Here is a 21,936-nt window from a genome sequence, read left to right as displayed (position 1 = left end):
CGATTATACCCCCTTCTCTGATAATATCCTTCTCCCCTGGGAGCCGGCCAATAATTTGTTATGGCTCTACCCGGTATTTGGGAAATTTCATTAGATTGCCGGTAAGTAATTTACAACTAAATGTTAAGCGACTCTTGGCTACCAGCAAGGTAAAATACTCGGAAGAGGAATTGGTGTCAGCTCTAAAAAGAAACGAGCGAAGCGCCTTCGAATTCCTGTACGACCATTACTCAGGAGCTTTGTTTAATATCATTTCGAAAACGCTGAAGGATGAGGAGAAGGCCGCAGATGTTTTGCAGGAATCCTTTCTGAAAATATGGAAGAATATTGCTTCCTATAACCCGGAAAAGGGAAGACTGTTTACATGGATTATGAATATCGCACGGAATGGCGCGATAGATGCAGTCAGGGCGGAAGGCCGGAAACCGGCAATGGATGATATTGAAAACACGGTGGTCCTGAATGAAAAGGATACGTACGACGATTCACAGACTGTCAGTTCGGACATGAAGGCCATTGTAGATATGCTCAGGCCTGAGAGAAAAATCCTCATCGATATGGCCTATTTTCAGGGCTATACACACGAAGAAATTTCGGAGGAACTGAGTATCCCGCTGGGTACCGTAAAATCTAGGATCCGGACCGCATTACAAGAGTTAAAACAATACTTTGCAGTATGAATATCCAAGCCTATATAGAGTCCGGTATATTAGAGGAATATGTATTGGGCACTGTTTCTCCTCAGGAGAAGCAGGAAGTGGAGTGTATGTCGCACATTTATCCGGAGATCAGGGAAGAGTTATTGCGTACCGAAAGCGCTTTGGAAGAATATGCGCTGAAACATCAGACATTGCCTCCTCCTTCTTTGAAAGAGTCGATTTTTGCACAAATGGATTTCGAAGCTGCTGCGGAAGAAGACACTCAGTCCTACGAAACGACCGGTGAAACGATTGTTCCGCTTGCTGATGGAACAGCGGTTGTACAGCCGGCGGATAGCAATACCCGTGTGATCGATAATGCATTCGAGCGCGTGGAAACGAGGGAAGTGACGCCTTTCTGGTCGAAGCTCGCCGTAGCCGCCGCCGTGTTGCTGGCACTGTTCGCCGGATGGTCCTCTATCAGGATGTCCGATATGAAAGCCAATCAGGAAGAGTTGGCAGCCGAAACGAACAGAATGAAACTGGATATGGCTCGTCTCGACAAAGAGGTTGAATACAACCAGGCACTTGCCACACTTTTCCGTAGCCCAACTTATAAGCACATACATTTGGCCGGTCTGCCGAAGTCGCCCGAAAGTGCGGTATCCGCATTCTGGAACCAGCAAACGAATGAAGTGCTGATCGACGTGCAAAACCTGCCCGCAGCGCCTCAGGGAAAGCAATACCAGCTTTGGAGCATTGTGGATGGCAAGCCTGTCGACATTGGAATGATCGACAATGCATTCACAGGTAAAGTTTTGAAAATGAAAAACACCAAAGCCGGTTCCGCCGCATTTGCCATTACATTGGAAAAAGAAGGCGGCAACCCAACTCCGACCATGGACGAAATGTACGTGATGGGGAAAGTGGTGTAGTGATTTGATTTGTAAAACAATACACGCTCATTGCGGGGTAAAAGCCTTGCAATGAGCTTTCTTTTTTGATTCCTAAACAACATCTTAACCCTTATGAAACGCCGTAATTTTCTGGGAAGTGTCGCAATCGGCGGCAGTTTGCTTTCCCAACCTTCGAATGCAAAAAAGTCCGTAGATGAAGCTCCCGGTCCGGATAACAAAGCCAAAGCCACGCTCAATACCGACCTCGTCATCGCCGGTGGCGGTCTCGGCGGTTGCGCGGCCGCATTGGCTGCATTGCGAAATGGCCTGTCGGTAATCCTCACCGAAGAAACCGACTGGATCGGCGGGCAGATTTCCCAGCAAGGCGTCCCGCCCGACGAGCACCAGTGGATCGAAACGCACGGCGCCACGAAGGCTTACCGGCATTTCCGCACGGCTGTGCGCGAATATTACCAGAAAAACTACCCGCTCACCGCCGAGGCCAAAACCCGCAAAAACCTCAATCCGGGTGACGGGTCGGTATCCAAGCTCTGCCACGAACCACGCGTAACCGTAGCAGTGCTCACCGACCTGCTCAATCCCTACCTCAGCTCCGGCAAGCTGACATTGCTATTGGAACATAAAATCGTCTCCGCGGACGTAAAAGGCAACAAAGTACAATCGCTCACCGCCCTCAACCGCCGCAACAAAACCCAGGTAACCCTCACCGCGCCCTATTTTGCGGACGCCACCGAGCTCGGCGACCTGCTGCCCATGACCGGCACCGAATACGTGACCGGAGCCGAATCCAAGGCTCAAACCGGCGAATTCCACGCCCCCGAAAAGGCCGATCCCGAAAACGTGCAGGCATTCACCGTCTGCTACGCGATCGACTACCGCCCGGGCGAAAACCACGTGATCGAAAAGCCGCGCGAATATGATTTCTGGAAGAACTACGTCCCCAAAATGGCCAAACCATGGTCGGGCAGGCTGCTCGACCTCTCGTATTCCAACCCCAAAACCCTGGAACCGAAAGAGCTCGGCTTCCACCCGGAGGGTATCCCGACGGGCGACAAGCTGAACCTCTGGCTCTACCGCCGCATTATCAACAAGGCCAACTTCGCCCCCGGCACCTACGCCGGCGACATTACCATCGTAAACTGGCCGCAAAACGACTACACCCTCGGCAACCTCATCAGCCCCAGCGAAAAGGATTTCGACAAGCATTTCGAGCGCGGCAAGCAACTCAGCCTCTCGCTCCTTTACTGGCTCCAAACCGAAGCCCCGCGCCCCGACGGCGGCAAAGGCTGGCCCGGCATCCGCCTCCGCAAAGACGTAATGGGCACCGAAGACGGCCTCGCCAAATACCCCTACGTCCGCGAATCCCGCCGCATCAAGGCCCTGTTCACTATCAAGGAGGAACACGTAGGCGCCGACCAGCGCGCGAGCATCACCGGCCAATCTGCTGGCGTGAAAGCTGCTAAGTTTGAGGACAGCGTCGGCATCGGCTACTACCACATTGATTTGCATCCGAGTACCGGCGGGGATAATTACATTGATTTCGGGTCACTGCCGTTTCAGATTCCCCTGGGCGCGCTGCTGCCTGTGCGGATGGAGAATATTTTGCCTGCTAACAAGAATATTGGTACTACGCATATTACGAATGGGTGTTATCGGTTGCATCCGGTGGAGTGGAGCATTGGGGAGGCTGTGGGGTTGTTGGTGAAGTATGCTTCTGAGAAGAAGGTGCTTCCGCGGGGTGTTAGGGAGGATAAGGGGTTGTTGGCGGGGTTTCAGGGGTTTGTTAGAGGGGAGGGGGTTGAGTTGGAGTGGACAGGGTGATGCCAGAATAAATTTAGCAGCCAAGATGTTAAAGCCTATGGCCTACTTCAATATTTGAGCAGGACGTTTTCGATAAGATCGTCGATAAATTCTAAGGCCTTGCTTCTCGGCAACGTAATTGTAGATGGATGTGCGAACGAATTTCGGATACCTAATTTAGTATCCAAGATTTTTCGCACATCATTCGATATTATCCCCGCGCTTTTACAAGCTTCAATGAACTGGCTCTCTTTTAACTCTCCAAAGTCATCTTTCGAATGTATTGACTTATTTAAGTTGGCTTTCCTTAGCGCGTTAATAAATATTTGCACCCTTCCTGAGAGAATGTATTCATATAAATGATCGACTGCGAGTAACCAGACCATTAATATGGACGCTCGATATGCTCCGGCTTCAAAGGTTAAGATAGCTTCTTCTAAGTAAACTTTCTCGCTTGGGTTTTGGATTTTATCTGCGAGTTCACGAAGTGAAACATTAGTCACAATAACCGGCGAGTCAATTGAGGCGCTCTTCTCCAATTGATCAAGTGTTTTCCGTGTTAGCTTATACCCTCCGTCCTTATTTTTAATAAACTTTTGTTGGCCGCGGACTTTCTTGCAATTAGCTGATAAATAACTCGATACATTTGAGTATCTAGGAATATGCAAACAATCAAAACATTCTGCTATCTGCTTAGGGAATACACTGACCTGTGCTTTGTGGATTTGGAGATAATAAACAAAATGATCAATCATCTCCGAGGCTTTTAGGTCGCTAAACTTGTCCACCCTTTGAATGTAGTCTGCAATACTGTCAATCATTACGCTGCAAATCTTGTGATATGTAATTTAACCCTACACGTGTTATCTTTATGTCATTCATGTTAGATGTGTCTATCCAACTTTTATTGTGTTTTGTATCTTTCAAGCTTTGAGGTACGTTTGGAATTTTTTCTCCGACTTCGCGATAACAACTGTAAATATGGTCTTTACTTATGTTTTCCGTTTTTATTACTTCTTGCAAATAGTGTACAAAAACTAGATTCTTCTCGAAATTCGATTTAACGGCAAATTTTTTGTAATAGTCTCGCAGACTTTCATGCCCTTGCGGCGCAAATTCAAAATTTACCAAATATATAGGTTCGGATCCATTCGTACTTCTACCTTTTTTGGGTGCAGGAGTTTTCCTTTTAGGAGTGCTTATTAATTTTGGTTTGGAACGCTCATCAATGAGCGGTGTTGAGGTAGATGTATCTTGATCAGTATAGTGGTTGGTCTCAGTTTTGTCAAGTATGCTCGGATTAGTGAGGTTATCAACCACTTCAAAGTGTATTGAAAGCATATGAAACACTTTCAGAATCGAGCGTTTGTCCAAAACGCTTAGCGCATCAGCACATTGGTTAAAGGATTTGAGTTCACGTTCTTTTTCAGTCATCATGCAACAGATTTAAAATGATAGAATTTTATGTGGATTTACGGGTAAACTAACCATATAGGAATTCATGTATTCTTTTTCTCTGTTATCCAGAAACGATGATCCTTGTCGAGAAAAACTATATGAAAGATATTTTCCTCGAAGAAGCCGATAACACATTCTTTGCCCTGAATATGCATTGAACACCATGCAATGTCATTGGCAATGTGTTTTGGATGGTAGAAGTCGGAGTTCGGAGGGAAAAGCCCCTTTTCGTACTCTTTGATAATCTGCTGCTTCGTTGCCTCCATCCTGGTGAGGTTACAGATTTCTCTTAATTTGCTTATGGCCAAAGCTAAGAGCTCGTCCTGCTGCCATTCTTCAAAGTTCTGTCCTTGATTTCTGTCAAAGTTCCGAAAACTTAGTACAATAAGTGTTTCTCTCGGTTCTTTTACTTCTCTTACTCCGTGCGACCTTTTGTATGAAGCGGAGGTGCGCTCGTTAAAGTTATTTTTCCTCTGCCCCATATAAAAGGTCTATAAGTTTTTCATCAAGATCAAAGTAAGGAATGCCACCATATTTGCCTTCTAGATAGTTCTTATCAAATGCCGATTTGTTTCGTACCTTATCGGTCTTAAAATCGGATAGTGAAATTAGTTCAGATGCTCCAAATTGGTTTTTTTCAATAAACCATATTTGATCACGCCTAAATATATCTTTATTTAGGAGCGCTACATCATGCACAGCACAGATTAATTGTGCTCCTCTTTTATTGTATTTGTGAAAGAAGTCGATAAGCCTTGTTGTTAGATGACTGTGGAGCCGCGAGTCCATTTCGTCTATAACCAGGATTTTTCCATTTTGAAGTGTATCATACCAAGGGCCAAGTAGATAAAGCAACTTTTTAGTTCCTTCCGATTCCTGAGTGTCAAAATCGAAAGGTACAGTATCTGTCAATGTACGATCGGAATCATATTTTCTATGGTAGGTTACTAAGCGGTCTCGCTTGGGTTGCTTAGCTTGAATTTTCTGTATGCTAGTTAACAGGTTTATAATTTCTTCATCTTTTTCTTGCTGTCTCAGTAAATCCAAATCAATTTCATTTACATCTTCCTCGGATGTAGAAAGGTTCGAAATCTCCAAATATTTGATAAAGCAGAGAATCCAGTCTGAAAATGCTTGGTCTGATTTGAGCTTATCTATCGTATAGCGCCTGTGCGAGCTGTCGTAAATGCCGCTGATTTGGTTAAATGTTTTGAACCAAGACACAACGTTGGACGAGATTTCTTTGCCAAGTGTCGCCAGAAGCGACAAGAACAATACGTTATTCTTAACATCAGTTTCCTTGCCAAGACCTTCTTTAAACGCCGATTTGTTTACTTCGATGTCTTGATGATCTCTTTTAAATAGGTATACTTCCTTCGAAGTTGTGTGATAAAGCCACTCAGCAACTATATTTTCTGCATCAATCTCAAAACCATACCTGTACTTAGTTTCTGCGAAAATAAATGATACTTCAAAATATGACGGAGCTTCATCAGTTTCCGTGCTAAGAGAAAACTTCTCCAATGGGAATTTTTTCTCTGATTTATCGACCAACGCATCACGAAAGGAGTTCAGAACTGCGGCCTTCATGAATCTCATAGCCTTCAACAGGTTGCTCTTTCCACTGGCATTGTTACCATAAATTATGGCTGATTTTAGCAATGTTAGTTTGGATGGAGTAACTGTGGTGTGCGTCGCTTGGTGCTCCTTGAAGGATTTTACGGCTACCATAGAGAGTGTCGTAAGGTCCTTGAAGGAAAGAAAGTTTTCTACTTGGAATTCAATAAGCATGGGTTGGATCGTTTGGTATAGCAAATATATATCAAAAATTAAAATTTGCAAAAAAATGGCAAATTTTAATTTTTGATATAGGATTCATGGTTATTTTGGTGCTTGTCATATGGTTGGATTGTCAGAAGGAGTAGACCATATGGAGCATGATACAAAAATGCCCTTGTGAGGCAAGAAGCCATTCAAGGGCATTTCATTGTATAAGCGTTGCGTTTGGCTATGGATAGTTATTTTCTTTCAATCAACCTCTCCAACCGTCCCATCATCTCATCCTTCTCTTTCAACATCCGCTCATAAAGCTCCATTTTTTCTTCATGTAGCTTCGTAATTTCAGCAAGAGGATTGTTATGGTAAGTTATTTCAGAACTCCTGATGAATGCGCCGTCGTGAAATGTATTTGAAATGACATTGATCGCCGACTCTTCGTCAAAGTTCCGAATCGCTTCCACGGGTATTTTGAGTATAGCTGATACTTGTTCCAGGATGTCGGAATCGATTTTTTCTCTCTGTTCGAGCAATGAGATTCTTTGCTGGTTCCAATCGCTGCCGAGCTCGAAGGCAAGGAAATCCTGTTTGATGCCGAGCATTTCTCGAAAGCGCTTAACGTTGCGGCCTTCGTGGATCTTCGGGTTGGAGGTAGTATGTGTCATACAGAAAGCGATTTCGTTGAAATGGCAATTTATATAAATCCGGCGGGAAGTTTTCGGGTAATTTACAGGTATTTCGGCGTAAGTTACCGGGCCGCTGTATTGAATACAATTGGCGGGAATGCGTGCTTTACTGAAAACGTAAAGGCAAGTTTTGTCCCACACATCTGAAACCAACCCCATGAACACAGAAACACACGCACTCGCCCCCTCGGACCCGACCTTGCTGGCCTATGGCAGGGAAGTAGGCAAGCTCCTGAGCAGCAGCAGCGCCGAAAGCTGGTCCAACGAACTCTGGACGATTTTTACCGGCTACATCATCTCCCTCAAAGAACAAGGCCACGCGCCGGAGCTTTGTGATACCTACTTTTCGTTTAAGGAGTTGATTGCGTTTTTTGCAGAGGTGGAGCGGATTGGGAGAGGGGAGGGCTCTATTCGGGCTTGATATGCGTGATTTTGCCGTCTCGCATTACTACGAGTACGCTGTTTTTTTGCTTCTTGAATTCGATGAGCTTCTCATAGGCCTTTTCAAGGCCAGCAATAATTTTGTCCCTGAATTCCAATTGCTCTTTAACCGTGGTCATAGTAGCTCTTTAATTGATTGAATTTTGAATCGTCCACTACATTCATACTCCCGTCTAACATCTTTTGTGCCATTAGTTGGTGGTTTCCTGAAGAGTTGTCGAAGATGAGTGCAACGTCGATAATGGGTAGGTAAATATCGAACAAATTCTTGATTCCTTTAAGATACCTTCGTTCAATTACTTCAGGCTCGATATTATGCCCACCTTCTGAGACACGAATTGCTACCCGGTCTTTGGCCAATTCAACATTATTTAGCCAGAAAAAGATCATAGTGGCCCTGTATCCTTTCAGTTTTGCCTCTTCGATCTTGGATTTGTAGCTTCTGGTAGCCAGCGTAGTTTCAAATGCAAAGCATTCATCACTGGCCAGCAGGTCGTTAATCCGGTTCAGCATAATCCGTCCGGCTTCGAAAGCTACTTTTTCAGGTTGAAATGGCGATACACCCTTTGCGATTTCATCGGCATTGACAAACTCTCTACATTCAATAATTTCAGGCAAAATAGTGAAGGAGGCGGTTGTTTTACCCGCTCCATTGCAACCGGCTATGATGTAAAGGTGCTTGTTTGGCATAAGTGTGAGACGGGACATCCGTGGCAGCGTGTAAATAATCACTTTTCAAGAAAACAGTCAATAAATAATTACTTTTCACGAGAAATAAGTGTTTTTCACAAATGAGCCAGCCGATCCGCTATATCATCGCCATTCGCCCGCCCGCGGACATCATTGCGGAAGTGAGAGAAATGAAGCTGGCTTTGAAGAGAGCCATTGGCGGATTCTACAATAGCGTCAATTCAGAAGCGCACATTACGCTCTTTGAGTTTTATGCATTTGACGAGCAATATCCGGCATTGCTGGAAGAAGGTACAAGGGCGGCTGGAAGTCTGGAACCATTCGAACTGGAATTTCAGGGCTTTCATCACTTCTTGAAGAGCGGAGCATTTTACGTGCATCTGACCAGCGAATCGTCGAGCTCGGTTATTGACCGGTGCATTCAATTCCGGCAGACATTCAGTCCCGAGATTCTAAGTATCCACACCGAAGGCTGGACCGACATGTTCGAAACACCGCACATGACTATCGGCAGGCGGCTGCAACCGCATTGGATCGACATAGCATATTCGCTTTTTAAAGATTTCAACGCCCAATTTTGGTGCAATTCCCTCGCCATTCGAAAATTCAACGACGATAGAAAGCAGTTCGATGTCATTGCTGAGCTTCCCATGATGGGAACGAACTTCAAGTCTTAGCTAACGTATAACAATGCAACCAGACTACTTTCTCCACGGCCGAAAGGTAACGCTCGTTGAATACGATACTGCAACCAACTGGTCGGACCACCTTCCACATGCCAACTGGCTTTGTGTATTGGTCAGCGACGATCGCGAGCGGCGATATCTGGATGAGGTAATCAGTAAAATCATTGCGAAGGATGTGTGCTGGGTCGCGACAATCGGCAACCAATGTGAATGGGTGCATGACCTGATTGACGAAGAGATTGTTTATCGGCAGGTAGATATTGAACCGCTGTATTTACCGAAGCACGATATTATGACGACTTTTCACCATGATTTCGCCGAGGGAATCTGGTTTTCAATCGTCGCGGCGCATGATGATGATTTTGAGATCGAAACGGTTGTCATTTTGGATTTGACGGGAGGAGCGAGGAACGACGAGATTCAAGCAGCTTTGAGCAATGTCATCGATAGGGAAGCGAAATGATGAAGAATCGTCGGGTGAATGCTGTTCGACCGCCTAGCCGCCCGGTTCGTTCGGGGGAGAAGTGCGTTTCGCATGGCTGCCCTGGACGTCAATCTTTCATGATTGAAATAGATTCCAAGCTTCATAAACATTCAACCATAGAACATATAATCCAAGGTTAACAAGGACGGTCAAAATTGCTTTCAACAGCAGGTCTCTGCGTTCATTAGAAGAGTAAGAGCATTCCCAGATTATCAGCGTAACTATGGAGGATGCCAGCAATGGGAACATCAAACCCTGTTTATCCCTGACTTCGCCGTAGTAGAATGTCGAGCCATAATAGAGTTCGTACCATTGCATAAAGGCAGCAGTGAGGCCCGAAAGGATGAATATTGACAGGAGAACCCTGCCTATGTGTTGCGGCTTGAATCTTAAAAGACTCAGACAACCCACAAACAATAACCTCGAAAGGAGCGATGCAATGGAAATCTTGATGACTCCGGGGTTGCTCCTGTAAGCGTTGAGTGGGTCATCCTGGAAGCTGGCCTCGGATAAGTTCATCAAATCAGAGACTATAAGAATGATGGTGAGGAATATCCAAACGATCAGAATGGGTTCCGCTGCCCGTAGTGCAATTGGCTTCATGGATTGAGCGAGATCAACAAATATAAAAAAGACGAACGGCAAATCCCGCTCGTCTTTTCTCAAATCAAATCTATTCCCGTCGTCTTAAGACGACGGCTAAAATCATTTACCGCCCTTCGCCTGCTTCAACGCCGACGTCGTCAACCAATACTTTGCAATCATATTAGGTACCTCCCATTCAGGCAACTTCCCTACTTTGAGATACTCCATATACTTATTAGCTACCTGCGCGAAGTGCGACTCGTGGCCTGTATCGTATTTGGCATCGATCACAACCTCCCAACCCGCAGCATTCTTTTTCAGCTCTACGCCTGGGAACTTCTCCTGCACGGATTTGAATGCGGCCGCAACAGCATCTTCATAAGCTTTGCTTTTGTCGGTAGTTTCAATGTAAAGAACAGGCTTGTACTTCTGGTCTTTGCCCTGGCGGACGATCAGGTTGGCTTTCGAGCCTTTCATGATCGAGTAATGCGTGTCGCCGGTGCCTTCGGGGGCCTGGAAGTTCCAGATCACGGATACCTTCGCGTGCACGCCTTTCAGGGTGTAGTTCAGCTCGCCGTTGGAATACACATTCAGCAGAGAGTCCTTCACGTCCTTTTTGAGGAAATCAGGATAGGTTTCGCTTTTGGTGACGAGTTTGAATTGTGACGGCGTCAACTGTGTCGCAGTACGTTTGGTCGACAGTAGTTGAATATCCTTTTGATAATCCAGCGCTACATTTGGGAAACAGCTCCATTGAACGAGGTCGATCAGGTGGGTCGTTACGTCTACCATCCCTTCGCCTTGCTGGTTCACGTCAAAAAACCAGGTAGGACGTACCAGCGCCTCGCCGGAAATGTATTTGAAAAAGTGGTGAACGCTCTCTTTGGATACCGCGGGATTGCCGGGTGTGCCTTTTTGCAATTCGCCGAAAATGTCGGGCAGCAATGCGAGTTCGCGTTGCAGGGTATTGGTGATCTCATAACGCTCGGTCATGATGTCGTACAGGAGCACCTTATTCTTGTCGGCGCTCGTGAATGCTTCTTTCAGTTTATCAAAACCAGCCGCATCGATCGCCATCGGTTTGTCGGCGAGGACGTTAAGGCCTGCGTCGACGGATTTTTTGATAAAATCGGTTTTCTTCTGGTTGTTACCCGCCAGCACGACTACGTTGCCTTTTTTCTCCGAAATCATTTTTTCAAAGAAATCGGTGCCGGTGTAAACCTCTTCTTTCCAATGCGTCGGGTCTTCGGGGCGGGTGTTGTATTTCTCCACCTTGTCGAGGTAAGCCTTCACATCCGGGCCTTCGGACGCGTACACGTGCACGACGGAATCAACGTCGGCGTACATGGATTTCTGGACCAGCGCCGCATGGAAGTGGCCGGGTTCCACCACGATCAGGCTCAGCGGTTTCTTCTCCTCATTCTTTGCTTCCTCCTTTTTCGAATTACATCCCTGATTGAATACCATTGCGCTCAATAAAGCGATTGTCAAGAGTTCTTTTCTCATTTGAATGGGTTGAGGTAATACATGCAAGATAGCTCCGGTGCGGAACTATGCCTGCGAGTATGACGAAATTTCTTTGAGTTTCCCTGAACTTGCCTTGTCGATGAAAAGGATCGCATTCGGGTGCGTGCGCAGGATTGTCGACGGGAATGCTTCCTGAATGTCCTCGGCCACGGTATGGTAAATCGCCTGCGCCTTTTTCTCGCCCGGCACGATACAGAAGGCATATTTGGCCTTCATCAAAGTTGGAATGGTGAGGGTCAATGCCGTTTGCGGTACTTCGCCGAAGGCATCGAAGCATTCGTCGTTCACCTGTTGCTGGCGGCAGGCATCGTCGAGCTCCACCACTTTCACTTCCAATGGATCATCGAAAAACGCCACATGCGGGTCGTTGAATGCCAAATGTCCATTCTCTCCGATACCCAGACAAACGATATCGATCGGGTTCTCGCGGAGCAGTTTCGCATAATGGTCGCATTCTTCCTGCGGATCGGTAGCGTTACCGTCGAGGTACGAAACAGAACGCACAGGCACATGATCGAACAGCCGTACTTTCAGGAAATAACCGAAATTCTGCGGCGCATCGGCAGCGATGCCGATGTACTCGTCCATATGAAATGCATTGATCTTCTCCCATTGAATGCCCGCTTCCTCTTTCAATGCGGCCAGAAATTCATTCTGTGAGGGAGCGGAAGCGAAAATGATATTCACAAATTCCTTGGTATCCTGAATCTCGCGGATCTTGTCGGCAACGGCTTTGGCCGCGTTTTCGCCCATTTCCTGGCGCGTTTCGAAGATCTTTATTTCAAGCTGGTCAACTTTCATTTTATGTGGTAGTTAAATTTTGTATAGCGTTATGGTAAACTGTTTTTCCTTTAATCATGGTCCTCTGAACGCAAATGTCGGCGTCGAAAATGACGATATCGGCATCCTTGCTCGCCACTAATGTGCCCTTGCGGTCGTGTACGCCCATAATGCGTGCAGGCGTGGCGCTCGCCATCCGCACCGCATCGAGCAGCGACACATCGGCCATATTGACCATCGTGCGCACCAGCCTGTCGGCCGTGGAAATGCTTCCGGCAAACGAAGTACGGTCGGGCAGCTTGGCCACGCCATCTTCGACGATCACCTTTAACCCGTTTTTGAGCGAACCAAGCGTGCTTTCGCCCTCCGGCATACCCGCAGCACGCATGGCGTCGGTGATCAATGCAATGCGGTCGGGGCCTTTGATTTTGTAAATGAGTTTCAAAAGCGGCGCGGGCAAATGCACGCCATCGGCGATGATCTCGACATCCATATCGAGCAAAAAGGCGCTTTCAATCGTCCCCGCGTACCGGAATGCATTCCTGCGCGTCACGCCCGACATGGCCGAGTACAAATGCGTCGCGAGTGTGTAGCCATTTTCGTAGGCTTCCAGCACGTCTTCATAAATGGCATCCGTATGCGCCACGGCCGCCAGAATGCCTTTTTGTTTTAATCTTTTCCCAAAATCAATAGCCCCCGGCAGCTCCGGCGCAGCGCTCCAACGGGTAATGGAAGAGGAATATGCCAACACTTCCTCATATTCTGCGGGATCGGGATTGCGGATATAACGCGGGTCCTGCGCGCCGCGCTGGCTCAATGCGAAATAGGGGCCTTCCAAATGCATTCCCAGAAACTGTGCGCCGTTGAAGTTGGTCGCATTCGCCTTTTCATAGAAATCCAGCGTTTCGAGTAAATCCTCTTTTTCAGCCGTCAATGTAGTAGGAACCATCGCCGTGGTGCCATACTGCGCATGGGTTTCCGCGATTTTCAGAAACGCCTCCACGCTTCCGTCCATGAAATCATGCCCGCCACCGCCATGAATATGCAGGTCGATAAAGCCGGGAGCTACATAATGTCCACCCGCATCAATAACCTCCGCCCCCGGAAAGTCCACATCCCGCGTGTCAATTCCGATGATGATTCCATCTTCAACCAAAACCGTCCCATTCCGGATGTAGCGGTACGGGGTAATGATGGTTCCGTTTATGATTTTTACTTTCATGCTTGTTTTTAATGTTTGATGTTGCCAAATTGGCCGCACTGTCACGCTGAGCGAACGGGGCCGCCCGGCGGTCGAAGCGCATGCACGATGCCACTTACATTTCTCGGTAAGGACTGCCTTCGACTACGCTCAGGCTGACATCTCTCAGGGTGACAATTCTCAGACTGTCTTCGACCGCCGAGTGGCCCCGTGCGCTCAGACTGATATTTTTCATATCCAACTTCTAATGATCCCTTCCTCCATCCTCCCTTCCTCCCCTAAAAACCCCACTTCCGAAACTTATGCCCCTTCACCGCATAAAAAACCAGATACAAATAACAAGGTAACAACACCCAATAAGCCTCTCTCACATTCACAACATCCGCGAAATGTCCATAGAAAAGGGGCATAATCGCATTTCCGCAAAGCCCCATGATCATCACCGACGCACCTAGCTTGGTAAAACGCCCCAGATCATCTAGCGCCAGCGGCCAGATGCCCGCCCATACGAGCGAGTTGGCCAGTCCGAGCAGCACTACGAACCAGATGGAAATGTCGGTGGTGTGGCCCAGGAAGGTTACCTGACCGTGCGTGAAGATGATTAATAGTGTAAAAATCGTCCCGAGCACCGTGCAGATCCGCAGCGCATTTACCTGGCTGATGAATTTTGGAATAACCGTAATCCCGATCAAATACCCGCAAATGGTGCAGAAAAGCGTGTAGGAGGGAAAGACCTTCGCTTCCAGCAAATCAATACCCATGGAATTGGCATAACCGATAATGGTATCGATCGCGATCACCTGCGTGCCTACGTGCAGGAATATCGCCAGCGCTCCCAGGATGAGGTGTGGGAAGTCGAAAATGCTTTTCTTACCTGCATTGGCAGAGGCTATTTCCTGGCTTTCATGCTCGGTGTCGATTTCGGGGAGCGGGGATTTGAAAACGAGGATCCCCAATGTGAACAAAAAGATTCCAAGGCCAATGTACGGGTTGATCACCCGCCTGATCAGTTCGTCCAGGGCAGCGCTGCGTTCCACGTCCGTCATGGAGCTTAGCTGGGCGAAAAGGTCTGTGTCGGTGGGTTTCAGGATCACCGCTGCGAATACAATTGGGGACAGTATCCCGGCAGCTTTGTTACAAATACCCATAATACTGATCCGTTGCGCCGCACGTTCCTTGGCTCCGAGGATGGTAATGTATGGATTAGCAGCCGTTTGCAGGATTGCAAGCCCGATGCCGATAGTGAATAGGCCGGCGAGGAAGATCTCGTACGTGCGTGACAAAGCAGCCGGCACGAAAATAAACGCCCCCAAAGCCATCGCCCAGAACCCGATCATCATCCCTTTTTTGAAACCGACTGCTTTTAAAAGGTACGACGAAGGCACCGACATCACGAAATAGGCAATGTAAAATGCAAACGCGACGAGGTAAGCCTGAAAGCTGGTGAGTTCACAGGCGATTTTGAAATAGGGGATCAAAATGGAATTGACCCACGACACAAAACCGAAAATAAAGAACATCAGCCCGATCAGGAAGATCGAGATCATCGTTTCCCGCTTCGTCAGGTCTTGTACTTTGATGGCAATGGCTTCGCTTTTCATTGAGCTTTCAGTGTTTGGCTGTGAACCCAGGGTTTAAACCCTGGGTTATGGTGATACGGCTTATATGGTCGGCTCCCAGCCTTTCTGGTACTCGCGCTTCCAGAATCTCTCGGCGGCTTTGCTGCCTTTGATGTGCCCATTGCTCGGATCGATATTCAGCGTTTCTCCGGAACGGATGGCGATATTACCCAACTGCGCGAGCAACGTACTCTGGTGCCCGCCCACGATCTCAGCCGCCAGGGGCGCACCTTTCTTGATACCATCAAAGAAATTCTGGATGTGAAATGCATCGAGGCTCTGCGACGGGTTCATTTTATTGCGCGGATCGATGACCAGGTCGTTCTTTATCTCCTTTACCAGCTTGTTATCGAGGTCGTAAATCTTATAGTTATTGCCTTCACCGATTTGCAGCGAGCCTTTTTCACCATAGAAAACAACTCCCACGCTGCTGCCTTCGATCGTCCGACCATTGCAGCTGCGGCCTTCCCAGGTCATGGCGGTATTGTTTGCAAATTCGAGGTTGATGACTTGCGTATCGGGCGTTTCCCAATCGTCTTTGTAGCGGAAACGGCCTCCCGAGGATGTTACGCGGGTCGGGAAATCGACTTGCAGGCCCCAGCGCATGAGGTCGAGCATGTGGGTGCCGTTGTTGAGCGCCTCGCCGGTACCCCAGTTCCAGAACCAGTGCCAGTTGTAATGCACGAGGTTATCCTTGAATGCACGGCGCGGTGCGGGGCCCTGCCACAATTCATAATCGAGCCAGGAGGGCACAGCCGTTTCTTTACCGATGCCGATGGAAGCGCGGTTATTGGTATACCAGCCCTTCGCAAAGTAAGGCCGACCAATGGCACCGTCATGCACTTCCTTGATACCAGCAGCCACATTCGGCCAGGAACGGCGCTGGTTGCCCATCTGGATTACATTCTTGTATTTTTTAGCCACCGCCACCAGTAATTCGCCTTCGTGCGGGTTGTGGCTGCATGGTTTTTCGAGGTACACGTGCTTGCCAGCTTTGGAAGCCAGAATGGCCGCCGGGGCATGCCAGTGATCGGGCGCGGCCACGACCAGCGCGTCCAGGTCCTTGTTTTCGAGCGCCTTGCGGAAGTCGGGGATGTTAGCGGGTTTTGATTTTTGGGTGTCGGTCACGATGCCGATGCATTTCTCGGCGGCTCGGGTATCGACATCCGAAATAGATATTACTTCGCAATTCGGCTGCAATGCATAGTTCGTCGCCAGCGCTAGCCCACGGCTGTTCACGCCCATCATGCCTATGCGTACCTTTTCATTCGCACCGATGATTTTGGCATAACTTTTCGGACTAAAACCAGGCAATACGCCGCCAAAAGTCAGCAATGCGCTTCCGGCCAGTGATTTTTTGAGAAATTCACGGCGGTTGTTTCCATTATGGTCGCTGCCACTATGGCCGCCAGGTTGGTTATTTTGATTTGAAGTTTCCATGAAGAAAAAAGTTAATGTCTGGTTTAGTATTAAAATGGGTTCGGGATCTTGACGAGGTCTTGAATGATCTTTCCTTCATGCTCGAAGCGGGCGAGGGTGTAAACTGCTCCGTCGGCGCCTACCGCAATGGAATTGACATAAGTCGGGCGCTCACCGTCTTCGTAAAAAATCGCCCCGTGGTCTTTATAGGTATTAGTAGGTAAATGGTAGGTAATCAAATGCAGGTTTTCCAGCCCTTTCGCCGCGCCTTTGGCGATGGTGTTGGCCCCTTTCACACGCTTGCCATGCTCGTAAATCGGACCGCCGGTTAGGTAATAAATCGTTTCCCCATCTGGCCCGAGCTGAAAGCCAAGATAACCATAACTGAACTGATCGAACAAGCCGCTTTTCCTGGAAGGCTCCGAAGTAATGCGCTCGACCAGCTCTATTTTCTCGGCTCGCGGATCAAACCTGAAAAGGTAACCCGAATTGCCGTGCACACCATAAGCCACTTGTTCTTTGGGATGCCAGAAAATCTTCCGCCAGTTGTAGCACATGCTGCCAGGCCGGGTCGGGTCGTATTTGCCGAAGTAATCAAGGCGCAGGTCTACGTTTTCGAGTTTGTGCAGGATTTGGGTTTCAGGGTTATAAGTAAAAATATCACCGTCCGCCACCGAGAAATAAACATCGCCTAACTCCGCATCCACAAACAGCGAGCGGCAAAGCGACCGGAAATCAGAACCCGGCGTGCCTGCTTCCCCTTTGTGGGAAATTGGGCCGAGGTTTTTGAGGGTTTTTTGCTCCGTATCGTAATGAATAAAGTTGCCGTAAGGCCAGCTAATGCCGTACAAATGCCCCCGGTCGCGGTCCATGGTCATCGATACCATGCCTTCGCCATTGGGTACCAATGCAAGGTCCTCGAATGCGCCCGTTTGCAGGTCGTAGGAAAGGAAATGCCCGCCGGGGTACAATGCGTAACCTTCCGGTGCTTGCTCGGGAAGGCGATCCATGCCGTCGATGAGCTGGTAATAGCCAACGTGCGTTGAAAAATAGAGCTTTCCGTTTCTTTCGTAAAAGCGGACGTGGCTTTTGCCTTGCGGAATGGCTTTTAAATGCGTTTCACCGCAAATGTCGGTCAGGTCGGCGAGGTGTTGGGTGCTGTCGGTTGCCGGATCGTACACAAACATCTGCCCGCCGATCTCATGGTTGTCCGACGACAGGAGGTAGTAAATCTTCCCGTCGCTCGCGGCCGACAGCGCGTTGTAGGTGTCATGCGCGCGCGAAAAGCCCGAATAATAATGCCTGGCAATCAAGGGTTGCGGATCGGTTAATGCTTCAAAAGCAATGGAATAATCGATACTGTTCACGGTAATGCTGATGTTGATTAATGCTAATTCTTGATAACCCGCGATTCCGGCTTGACAACCCCGGCCTGTTTGGCGAGTTGAACCATCGCATTCAATATTTCTATTTCGACATCGGATGCCCAGGTTGCAGGCAGCCCGTACACAATCGCCGCGACTTCGCCTTCATAGCCACCCTCGCGGAGAATGGTCGTGCTTGGTATATAAGTCATCACATCATTGGAATACCCCATTACAAATGTGTCCTGACCGAATATTTTTTTGAGATTAATCGCATAATCGACGACCAACTCACCGCCCAAAGTCATAATGGCCCGGTCGCCGAGCTTCCACACCTGCAATGGAAATGGGTAGGAAGTTTGAAAAGGTTTGCCCTGGTCGATCTGCGCGATCATCCGTTTGGCCCACTTCTGCTGGAAACCGGTTGCTTTTTCGGCCATTGCCGAAAGTTGCTGGCGGGTAGGAGCGGTGGTCAGGGAAAGGTTAATTTCACTATATGCCGTAGCAAGCTGTGGTTCCAATGGCTTCATTTCTTCGCTCAAAACACGCTCCACAGCCGCTGCAAGTGTTTTTCCATATTGAATGGCCAGCGGAACCGTGTGCCGTGGCAATGGGTTCTGATCGGCTCCCGCGCCCTGAAAAAACAATGCGGTAGCGCCCGGATACAGCTTTTCAAGCTCGATCTGCGCCCAGCCGGGATAGTCCCCCGACCATCGAAGGCCGTCGAGAACAGTAGGGTGGCAGGCATAACCAAATGCAATAGCGATGATTTTACCTTTTGCATCGGAGACTTTCAGTACGGGCACGGCAGGATCGCCGGGACCGGTGATTTCCGTTAATCTTTCCAATGTCGCCGCATCATTATTCCTCCGATTCACCTGAAAGCGCGTCACGCCGTTTTTCGCTTCGATCGTCGCCGGCTGCAATGCCTTCAATGCATCGCCGGTCAGCGTCACGATCTGTTCAATGAGCTTAGCAGAATATTGGTCGATCTTTTTTTGTTCCCCTTCATTCAAAGGATAAATATCCGACAATGCCGCGCCAAGTACCGGCCCAGAATGCGTGTGCGAGCTATTAAGGATAATTTGCGCTTTCGACAGCTTGTATCGCGTATTGATTTTGGCACGAATATCGTCCGACATTGCTTTGGGAAAACCCAACAGATCGGTCGTGATCAGTACGGCCTGTTTACCATTCGCATCCTGAATCGCCAATGCTTTTGCCCAAAGATCATGCAGTTTGCCCTCGGACGCATGCGTGCGCGAAGCAAAACCGGCCATCCACATCGGCTCGGCCGGGGTAATCGCCACTTTGGCTACGCCCGCTTTCCAGCCCTGCGCATGTGCGGGGAGGAAGGACAAAAGCAGCAAAGACCATGCAAAAGCTATCCTCATTTCTGTCCCAAAGTTTTGATCTTGTCGACGTTGTGGTGGATTTTCTCGATCGCCGAAGCAATGGACTTCATATCGTCCTTCGTGCCGAGGAGCATATTTTGGGTAAACCAAACGGCTTCTTCGTTGCAAACCTTATCGTTGACCGGGCATTTGTTCGCTTCATTGTAGCGGTTAATGTCCAGTATTTCCTTCGAATACATCCGCTTGTAGTTCTCCGATTCGAAGGTGTCTTTCAAATAGGGTTGTGTATTTAAAGTGGCATACCCGCTCGAACAGGGGACGCCCTCCGCTTTCAATGCTTTTAAAAATGCCTCTCTTGGCAAACCTTTGAAACCATCCTTTTGATAGCGGAAAGGGAACAAATGGAACGCGCCGCGCGTGACTTTGTCGTATAATTTGTAAGGAACAATGCCCGGAATGTCCTTGATCTGTGATTTCAGGTACGCGGCATTTTCGTTGCGTGTCGTTGTCTGGGCGTCGAGGCGTTTCAGTTGTGCAATGCCAATGGCCGCCTGGTATTCCGAAAACCGCAGTTTAGTGCCCTGCATCACAGCCCCGGTGCTGACGGCGCCCACCGCGCTGCCATAAGGGTTGCCGAAGTTGGTGTAGGAGAAACAAAGGTCAATAAAATGGTCGTTGTTGCTCACAATAGCCCCGCCTTCGCCAATGGGCAGGTTTTTGGAATTTTGAAAACTGAAACAGCCCGCGTCGCCGATCGTACCGACTTTCTTTTTGTCGTATTCCGCCAAATGCGCCTGGCAAGCATCCTCGATCACGAGTAACTTATGCTTTTTCGCAAGGACCATAATCGGGTCCATATCCACGGGCAACCCCAGAATATGCACTGCCAGAATCGCCTTGGTTCGCGGCGTGATTTTAGCTTCGATTTTCGCGGGATCGATCTGGAAAGTTTCCGCATCAATGTCCACAAAAACCGGCATCGCGCCATTGGAAAGAATAGAAGAAACCGACGCAATGAAGGTATAAGGTGGCACCAGCACCTCATCGCCAGCCCCGATACCGAGCTGATGAATGGCCGTTACCAGCGCGTTTGTGCCATTTACAACCGCCAGGCACCTTTTCGCACCCAAAGCAGCCGCCCATTCCTTTTCAAATTGCGTCACCACTTCCGCCCGCGACCAGATTCCGCTCCGTAATACTTCCAGTACCTGTTTTTCATCCGTTGCCGGGTTCCATTGCGGCCAGATCGGCCATTTGTCCGCCGCCCAGGCCGGAGCCCCGCCCAGTATCGCCGGCACTTGCGCGGCCTTCGAGCCGATCACCGGCAGCGCTGCTACCGATGAGGAAGCGAGGGCCACACCCAGCCCTGCCATTGAATTCTGTTTGAGAAACGTTCTTCGCGACAATTTGGAACTGAATGCTTTCATGGAACAATCGGTTTTGGGTTGGATTTCAGGAACCTATTTTTTGCCCGCCTTGCTGAGCACGCTTTCCAGCGTCACGCTCTTGCCGCCCTGGCGCTTGCTTTCATCGGCTGCTTCCATGAAAGCGAAAATTTCGATCGTCTCTTCGGGTGTCACCGGCACTTCACCGGTTTTGAAATACTTGATAATATCGACTAAAAGCGGCTCATAACCACCATAAGGGCCTAGAACTTTGTTGCCATCCTCGGTGAAAACCGTGCCGCCGTAGTCATGCTTGCCGGTACGTGTGCCGCGGAACGTGCCCGTGCGTCCGTCGCCCCAAATGCCGACCACAATGTCGGTATTCGGTGTGTTTACTCGGGTTACGCTTTTGCAGCCCGTGCCCATTACCGTATAGAGCGTTTCGACACCGTGGATACCATACCAGAAGAAATCCGGGTGTGTTTTTTCAAGAACGGCAGGGCTATACGTATCCGCGCCCAGTACCTTTTTCTTATCAATACTTTCGATGCCTTTAATGTAGCGGAGCGACGAGGCCGTGAAGATCGGGATGTTGTATTTTTTAGAAGCTTCGTAAATCTTCAATGTATCGGAAAGGGAAGCGGCAATCGGTTTGTCGATAAACATCCGTTTACCCGCCTTGAAAACTTCCAGCGCCTGCTCTAAATGGAGCCTGCCGTCGTTGGTTTCAAGTAGTATGACATCCGTTTTGCCCAGCAGTTCCTTAATGGAGCCGACGATCTCGACGCCCATTTTCTTTACTTCTTCAATATAACCGGGAATGCGCTTGGTACTTGATTCGATATCCTTGCTGCCGTAGGGGTACGCGGCCACCACTTTGTAACCGTCGTAAACCGCGTTAGGTTGCTCGGCATTCAAAGCTTTGGTAAATGCGATGGCATGTGAAGTATCGAGCCCGATAATCCCGACTCTTTTGCCATCGGCTGGTTTGGCCAGCGCAGGCCGCGCCAGTGCAGGCAAATAATCTATTAAACCCAGACCGACACCGGTCGCTGCGGATTGGAGAATAAACTTTCGTCTACTAAGCGAATGCATAAAACAAGGGGAAAAGAGTTCAGGAATAGT

The 21,936-nt window shown here is 48.7% G+C and carries 23 protein-coding genes; 6 read left to right on the top strand and 17 right to left on the bottom strand.

Annotated elements, in window-relative coordinates; translation table 11 throughout:
* Window positions 1-134 precede the first annotated feature (134 nt).
* The 3 genes from BP71_RS13770 to BP71_RS13760 all read left to right on the top strand — a co-directional run bounded on the left by BP71_RS13770 (window position 135) and on the right by BP71_RS13760 (window position 3,376).
* On the top strand, window positions 135-680 hold the full coding sequence (locus BP71_RS13770) for an RNA polymerase sigma factor (protein ID WP_496380085.1): 546 nt from the start codon (window positions 135-137) through the stop codon (window positions 678-680).
* Entirely contained in the window at window positions 677-1,573 is an 897-nt protein-coding gene (locus tag BP71_RS13765) for an anti-sigma factor (protein WP_496380083.1), read from the top strand. The genes BP71_RS13770 and BP71_RS13765 overlap by 4 nt, the downstream gene beginning before the upstream one ends.
* Window positions 1,574-1,666: 93 nt before the next feature.
* A complete protein-coding gene (locus tag BP71_RS13760) occupies window positions 1,667-3,376 on the top strand; it encodes an FAD-dependent oxidoreductase (RefSeq protein ID WP_496380081.1) in 1,710 nt (569 codons plus the stop codon).
* Window positions 3,377-3,423: 47 nt separating this feature from the next.
* Here BP71_RS13760 and BP71_RS13755 read toward each other — a convergent pair whose 3' ends face one another.
* From BP71_RS13755 to BP71_RS13735, 5 genes are all read right to left on the bottom strand, one after another.
* Window positions 3,424-4,176, bottom strand: coding sequence for a hypothetical protein (locus tag BP71_RS13755; RefSeq protein WP_496380079.1), 753 nt, complete (start codon window positions 4,174-4,176; stop codon window positions 3,424-3,426).
* Window positions 4,169-4,789, bottom strand: coding sequence for a hypothetical protein (locus BP71_RS13750; protein ID WP_496380077.1), 621 nt, complete (start codon window positions 4,787-4,789; stop codon window positions 4,169-4,171). Before BP71_RS13750 ends, BP71_RS13755 begins: the two co-directional genes overlap by 8 nt.
* 65 nt (window positions 4,790-4,854) lie before the next feature.
* Window positions 4,855-5,295: a hypothetical protein gene (locus tag BP71_RS13745; protein WP_496380075.1), complete on the bottom strand. Its 441-nt coding sequence runs from the start codon at window positions 5,293-5,295 to the stop codon at window positions 4,855-4,857.
* Window positions 5,276-6,604: an AAA family ATPase gene (locus BP71_RS13740; RefSeq protein ID WP_496380073.1), complete on the bottom strand. Its 1,329-nt coding sequence runs from the start codon at window positions 6,602-6,604 to the stop codon at window positions 5,276-5,278. The genes BP71_RS13745 and BP71_RS13740 overlap by 20 nt, the downstream gene beginning before the upstream one ends.
* Window positions 6,605-6,831: 227 nt before the next feature.
* Window positions 6,832-7,254, bottom strand: coding sequence for an XRE family transcriptional regulator (locus BP71_RS13735; protein ID WP_496380071.1), 423 nt, complete (start codon window positions 7,252-7,254; stop codon window positions 6,832-6,834).
* Window positions 7,255-7,432: 178 nt separating this feature from the next.
* Between BP71_RS13735 and BP71_RS13730 the strand changes: the two genes are divergently transcribed.
* Window positions 7,433-7,696 carry a hypothetical protein gene (locus tag BP71_RS13730; RefSeq protein ID WP_090380330.1) on the top strand — a complete coding sequence of 88 codons (264 nt, stop codon included), beginning with the start codon at window positions 7,433-7,435 and terminating at the stop codon, window positions 7,694-7,696.
* On the opposite strand, the gene BP71_RS13725 is transcribed toward BP71_RS13730, so the two are convergent.
* Window positions 7,683-7,835: a DUF8506 family protein gene (locus BP71_RS13725; protein WP_496380069.1), complete on the bottom strand. Its 153-nt coding sequence runs from the start codon at window positions 7,833-7,835 to the stop codon at window positions 7,683-7,685. The genes BP71_RS13730 and BP71_RS13725 overlap by 14 nt on opposite strands.
* Complete coding sequence (locus BP71_RS13720) at window positions 7,822-8,448, bottom strand: ATPase (RefSeq protein WP_496380067.1); 627 nt, start codon at window positions 8,446-8,448, stop codon at window positions 7,822-7,824. Before BP71_RS13720 ends, BP71_RS13725 begins: the two co-directional genes overlap by 14 nt.
* A 59-nt stretch (window positions 8,449-8,507) precedes the next feature.
* Between BP71_RS13720 and BP71_RS13715 the strand changes: the two genes are divergently transcribed.
* Window positions 8,508-9,083: a 2'-5' RNA ligase family protein gene (locus tag BP71_RS13715; protein WP_496380065.1), complete on the top strand. Its 576-nt coding sequence runs from the start codon at window positions 8,508-8,510 to the stop codon at window positions 9,081-9,083.
* 13 nt (window positions 9,084-9,096) lie between these two features.
* Entirely contained in the window at window positions 9,097-9,555 is a 459-nt protein-coding gene (locus BP71_RS13710; RefSeq protein ID WP_496380063.1) for a DUF7684 family protein, read from the top strand.
* A gap of 96 nt (window positions 9,556-9,651) precedes the next feature.
* Here the strand turns inward: BP71_RS13710 and BP71_RS13705 are convergent, their stop codons facing one another.
* The 10 genes from BP71_RS13705 to BP71_RS13660 all read right to left on the bottom strand — a co-directional run bounded on the left by BP71_RS13705 (window position 9,652) and on the right by BP71_RS13660 (window position 21,906).
* Window positions 9,652-10,179, bottom strand: a complete 528-nt coding sequence (locus BP71_RS13705) for a hypothetical protein (RefSeq protein WP_496380061.1) — start codon at window positions 10,177-10,179, stop codon at window positions 9,652-9,654.
* Window positions 10,180-10,281: 102 nt separating this feature from the next.
* The gene (locus tag BP71_RS13700; RefSeq protein WP_496380059.1) at window positions 10,282-11,667 is read right to left on the bottom strand and encodes a putative oxidoreductase C-terminal domain-containing protein; all 1,386 of its coding nucleotides are present in this window, start codon (window positions 11,665-11,667) and stop codon (window positions 10,282-10,284) included.
* 45 nt (window positions 11,668-11,712) lie between these two features.
* Window positions 11,713-12,489, bottom strand: coding sequence for a glucosamine-6-phosphate deaminase (locus BP71_RS13695; protein WP_496380057.1), 777 nt, complete (start codon window positions 12,487-12,489; stop codon window positions 11,713-11,715).
* Between the two features lies 1 nt (window position 12,490).
* Window positions 12,491-13,690, bottom strand: coding sequence for an N-acetylglucosamine-6-phosphate deacetylase (gene nagA, locus BP71_RS13690; protein WP_496380055.1), 1,200 nt, complete (start codon window positions 13,688-13,690; stop codon window positions 12,491-12,493).
* Between the two features lie 257 nt (window positions 13,691-13,947).
* Window positions 13,948-15,270, bottom strand: a complete 1,323-nt coding sequence (locus BP71_RS13685) for a sugar MFS transporter (RefSeq protein ID WP_496380053.1) — start codon at window positions 15,268-15,270, stop codon at window positions 13,948-13,950.
* A gap of 60 nt (window positions 15,271-15,330) precedes the next feature.
* Window positions 15,331-16,728, bottom strand: a complete 1,398-nt coding sequence (locus BP71_RS13680) for a Gfo/Idh/MocA family protein (RefSeq protein ID WP_496380051.1) — start codon at window positions 16,726-16,728, stop codon at window positions 15,331-15,333.
* Window positions 16,729-16,757: 29 nt separating this feature from the next.
* Entirely contained in the window at window positions 16,758-18,074 is a 1,317-nt protein-coding gene (locus BP71_RS13675; RefSeq protein WP_496380049.1) for a hypothetical protein, read from the bottom strand.
* A gap of 23 nt (window positions 18,075-18,097) precedes the next feature.
* A complete protein-coding gene (locus BP71_RS13670) occupies window positions 18,098-19,465 on the bottom strand; it encodes a neutral/alkaline non-lysosomal ceramidase N-terminal domain-containing protein (protein ID WP_496380048.1) in 1,368 nt (455 codons plus the stop codon).
* Window positions 19,462-20,853 (bottom strand): DegT/DnrJ/EryC1/StrS family aminotransferase, encoded by a 1,392-nt coding sequence (locus tag BP71_RS13665; protein ID WP_496380046.1) that lies wholly within the window; start codon window positions 20,851-20,853, stop codon window positions 19,462-19,464. The genes BP71_RS13670 and BP71_RS13665 overlap by 4 nt, the downstream gene beginning before the upstream one ends.
* Before the next feature lie 33 nt (window positions 20,854-20,886).
* Window positions 20,887-21,906: a Gfo/Idh/MocA family protein gene (locus BP71_RS13660; RefSeq protein WP_496380044.1), complete on the bottom strand. Its 1,020-nt coding sequence runs from the start codon at window positions 21,904-21,906 to the stop codon at window positions 20,887-20,889.
* Window positions 21,907-21,936: the final 30 nt, after the last annotated feature.

This window comes from Dyadobacter ginsengisoli DSM 21015, from assembly GCF_059568735.1.
Note: the sequence above shows the minus strand (reverse complement) of the source record. Positions and strands in the feature narration are given on the sequence as shown.

Excerpts from the sequence above, each read along its gene's own strand:
- BP71_RS13765 (WP_496380083.1), top strand. The coding sequence starts at position 677 with ATGAATATCCAAGCCTATATAGAGTCCGGTATATTAGAGGAATATGTA.
- BP71_RS13760 (WP_496380081.1), top strand. The coding sequence starts at position 1,667 with ATGAAACGCCGTAATTTTCTGGGAAGTGTCGCAATCGGCGGCAGTTTG.
- BP71_RS13755 (WP_496380079.1), bottom strand. The coding sequence starts at position 4,176 with ATGATTGACAGTATTGCAGACTACATTCAAAGGGTGGACAAGTTTAGC.
- BP71_RS13750 (WP_496380077.1), bottom strand. The coding sequence starts at position 4,789 with ATGACTGAAAAAGAACGTGAACTCAAATCCTTTAACCAATGTGCTGAT.
- BP71_RS13745 (WP_496380075.1), bottom strand. The coding sequence starts at position 5,295 with ATGGGGCAGAGGAAAAATAACTTTAACGAGCGCACCTCCGCTTCATAC.
- BP71_RS13740 (WP_496380073.1), bottom strand. The coding sequence starts at position 6,604 with ATGCTTATTGAATTCCAAGTAGAAAACTTTCTTTCCTTCAAGGACCTT.
- BP71_RS13735 (WP_496380071.1), bottom strand. The coding sequence starts at position 7,254 with ATGACACATACTACCTCCAACCCGAAGATCCACGAAGGCCGCAACGTT.
- BP71_RS13730 (WP_090380330.1), top strand. The coding sequence starts at position 7,433 with ATGAACACAGAAACACACGCACTCGCCCCCTCGGACCCGACCTTGCTG.
- BP71_RS13725 (WP_496380069.1), bottom strand. The coding sequence starts at position 7,835 with ATGACCACGGTTAAAGAGCAATTGGAATTCAGGGACAAAATTATTGCT.
- BP71_RS13715 (WP_496380065.1), top strand. The coding sequence starts at position 8,508 with ATGAGCCAGCCGATCCGCTATATCATCGCCATTCGCCCGCCCGCGGAC.
- BP71_RS13710 (WP_496380063.1), top strand. The coding sequence starts at position 9,097 with ATGCAACCAGACTACTTTCTCCACGGCCGAAAGGTAACGCTCGTTGAA.
- BP71_RS13705 (WP_496380061.1), bottom strand. The coding sequence starts at position 10,179 with ATGAAGCCAATTGCACTACGGGCAGCGGAACCCATTCTGATCGTTTGG.
- BP71_RS13700 (WP_496380059.1), bottom strand. The coding sequence starts at position 11,667 with ATGAGAAAAGAACTCTTGACAATCGCTTTATTGAGCGCAATGGTATTC.
- BP71_RS13695 (WP_496380057.1), bottom strand. The coding sequence starts at position 12,489 with ATGAAAGTTGACCAGCTTGAAATAAAGATCTTCGAAACGCGCCAGGAA.
- nagA (WP_496380055.1), bottom strand. The coding sequence starts at position 13,690 with ATGAAAGTAAAAATCATAAACGGAACCATCATTACCCCGTACCGCTAC.
- BP71_RS13685 (WP_496380053.1), bottom strand. The coding sequence starts at position 15,270 with ATGAAAAGCGAAGCCATTGCCATCAAAGTACAAGACCTGACGAAGCGG.
- BP71_RS13680 (WP_496380051.1), bottom strand. The coding sequence starts at position 16,728 with ATGGAAACTTCAAATCAAAATAACCAACCTGGCGGCCATAGTGGCAGC.
- BP71_RS13670 (WP_496380048.1), bottom strand. The coding sequence starts at position 19,465 with ATGAGGATAGCTTTTGCATGGTCTTTGCTGCTTTTGTCCTTCCTCCCC.
- BP71_RS13665 (WP_496380046.1), bottom strand. The coding sequence starts at position 20,853 with ATGAAAGCATTCAGTTCCAAATTGTCGCGAAGAACGTTTCTCAAACAG.
- BP71_RS13660 (WP_496380044.1), bottom strand. The coding sequence starts at position 21,906 with ATGCATTCGCTTAGTAGACGAAAGTTTATTCTCCAATCCGCAGCGACC.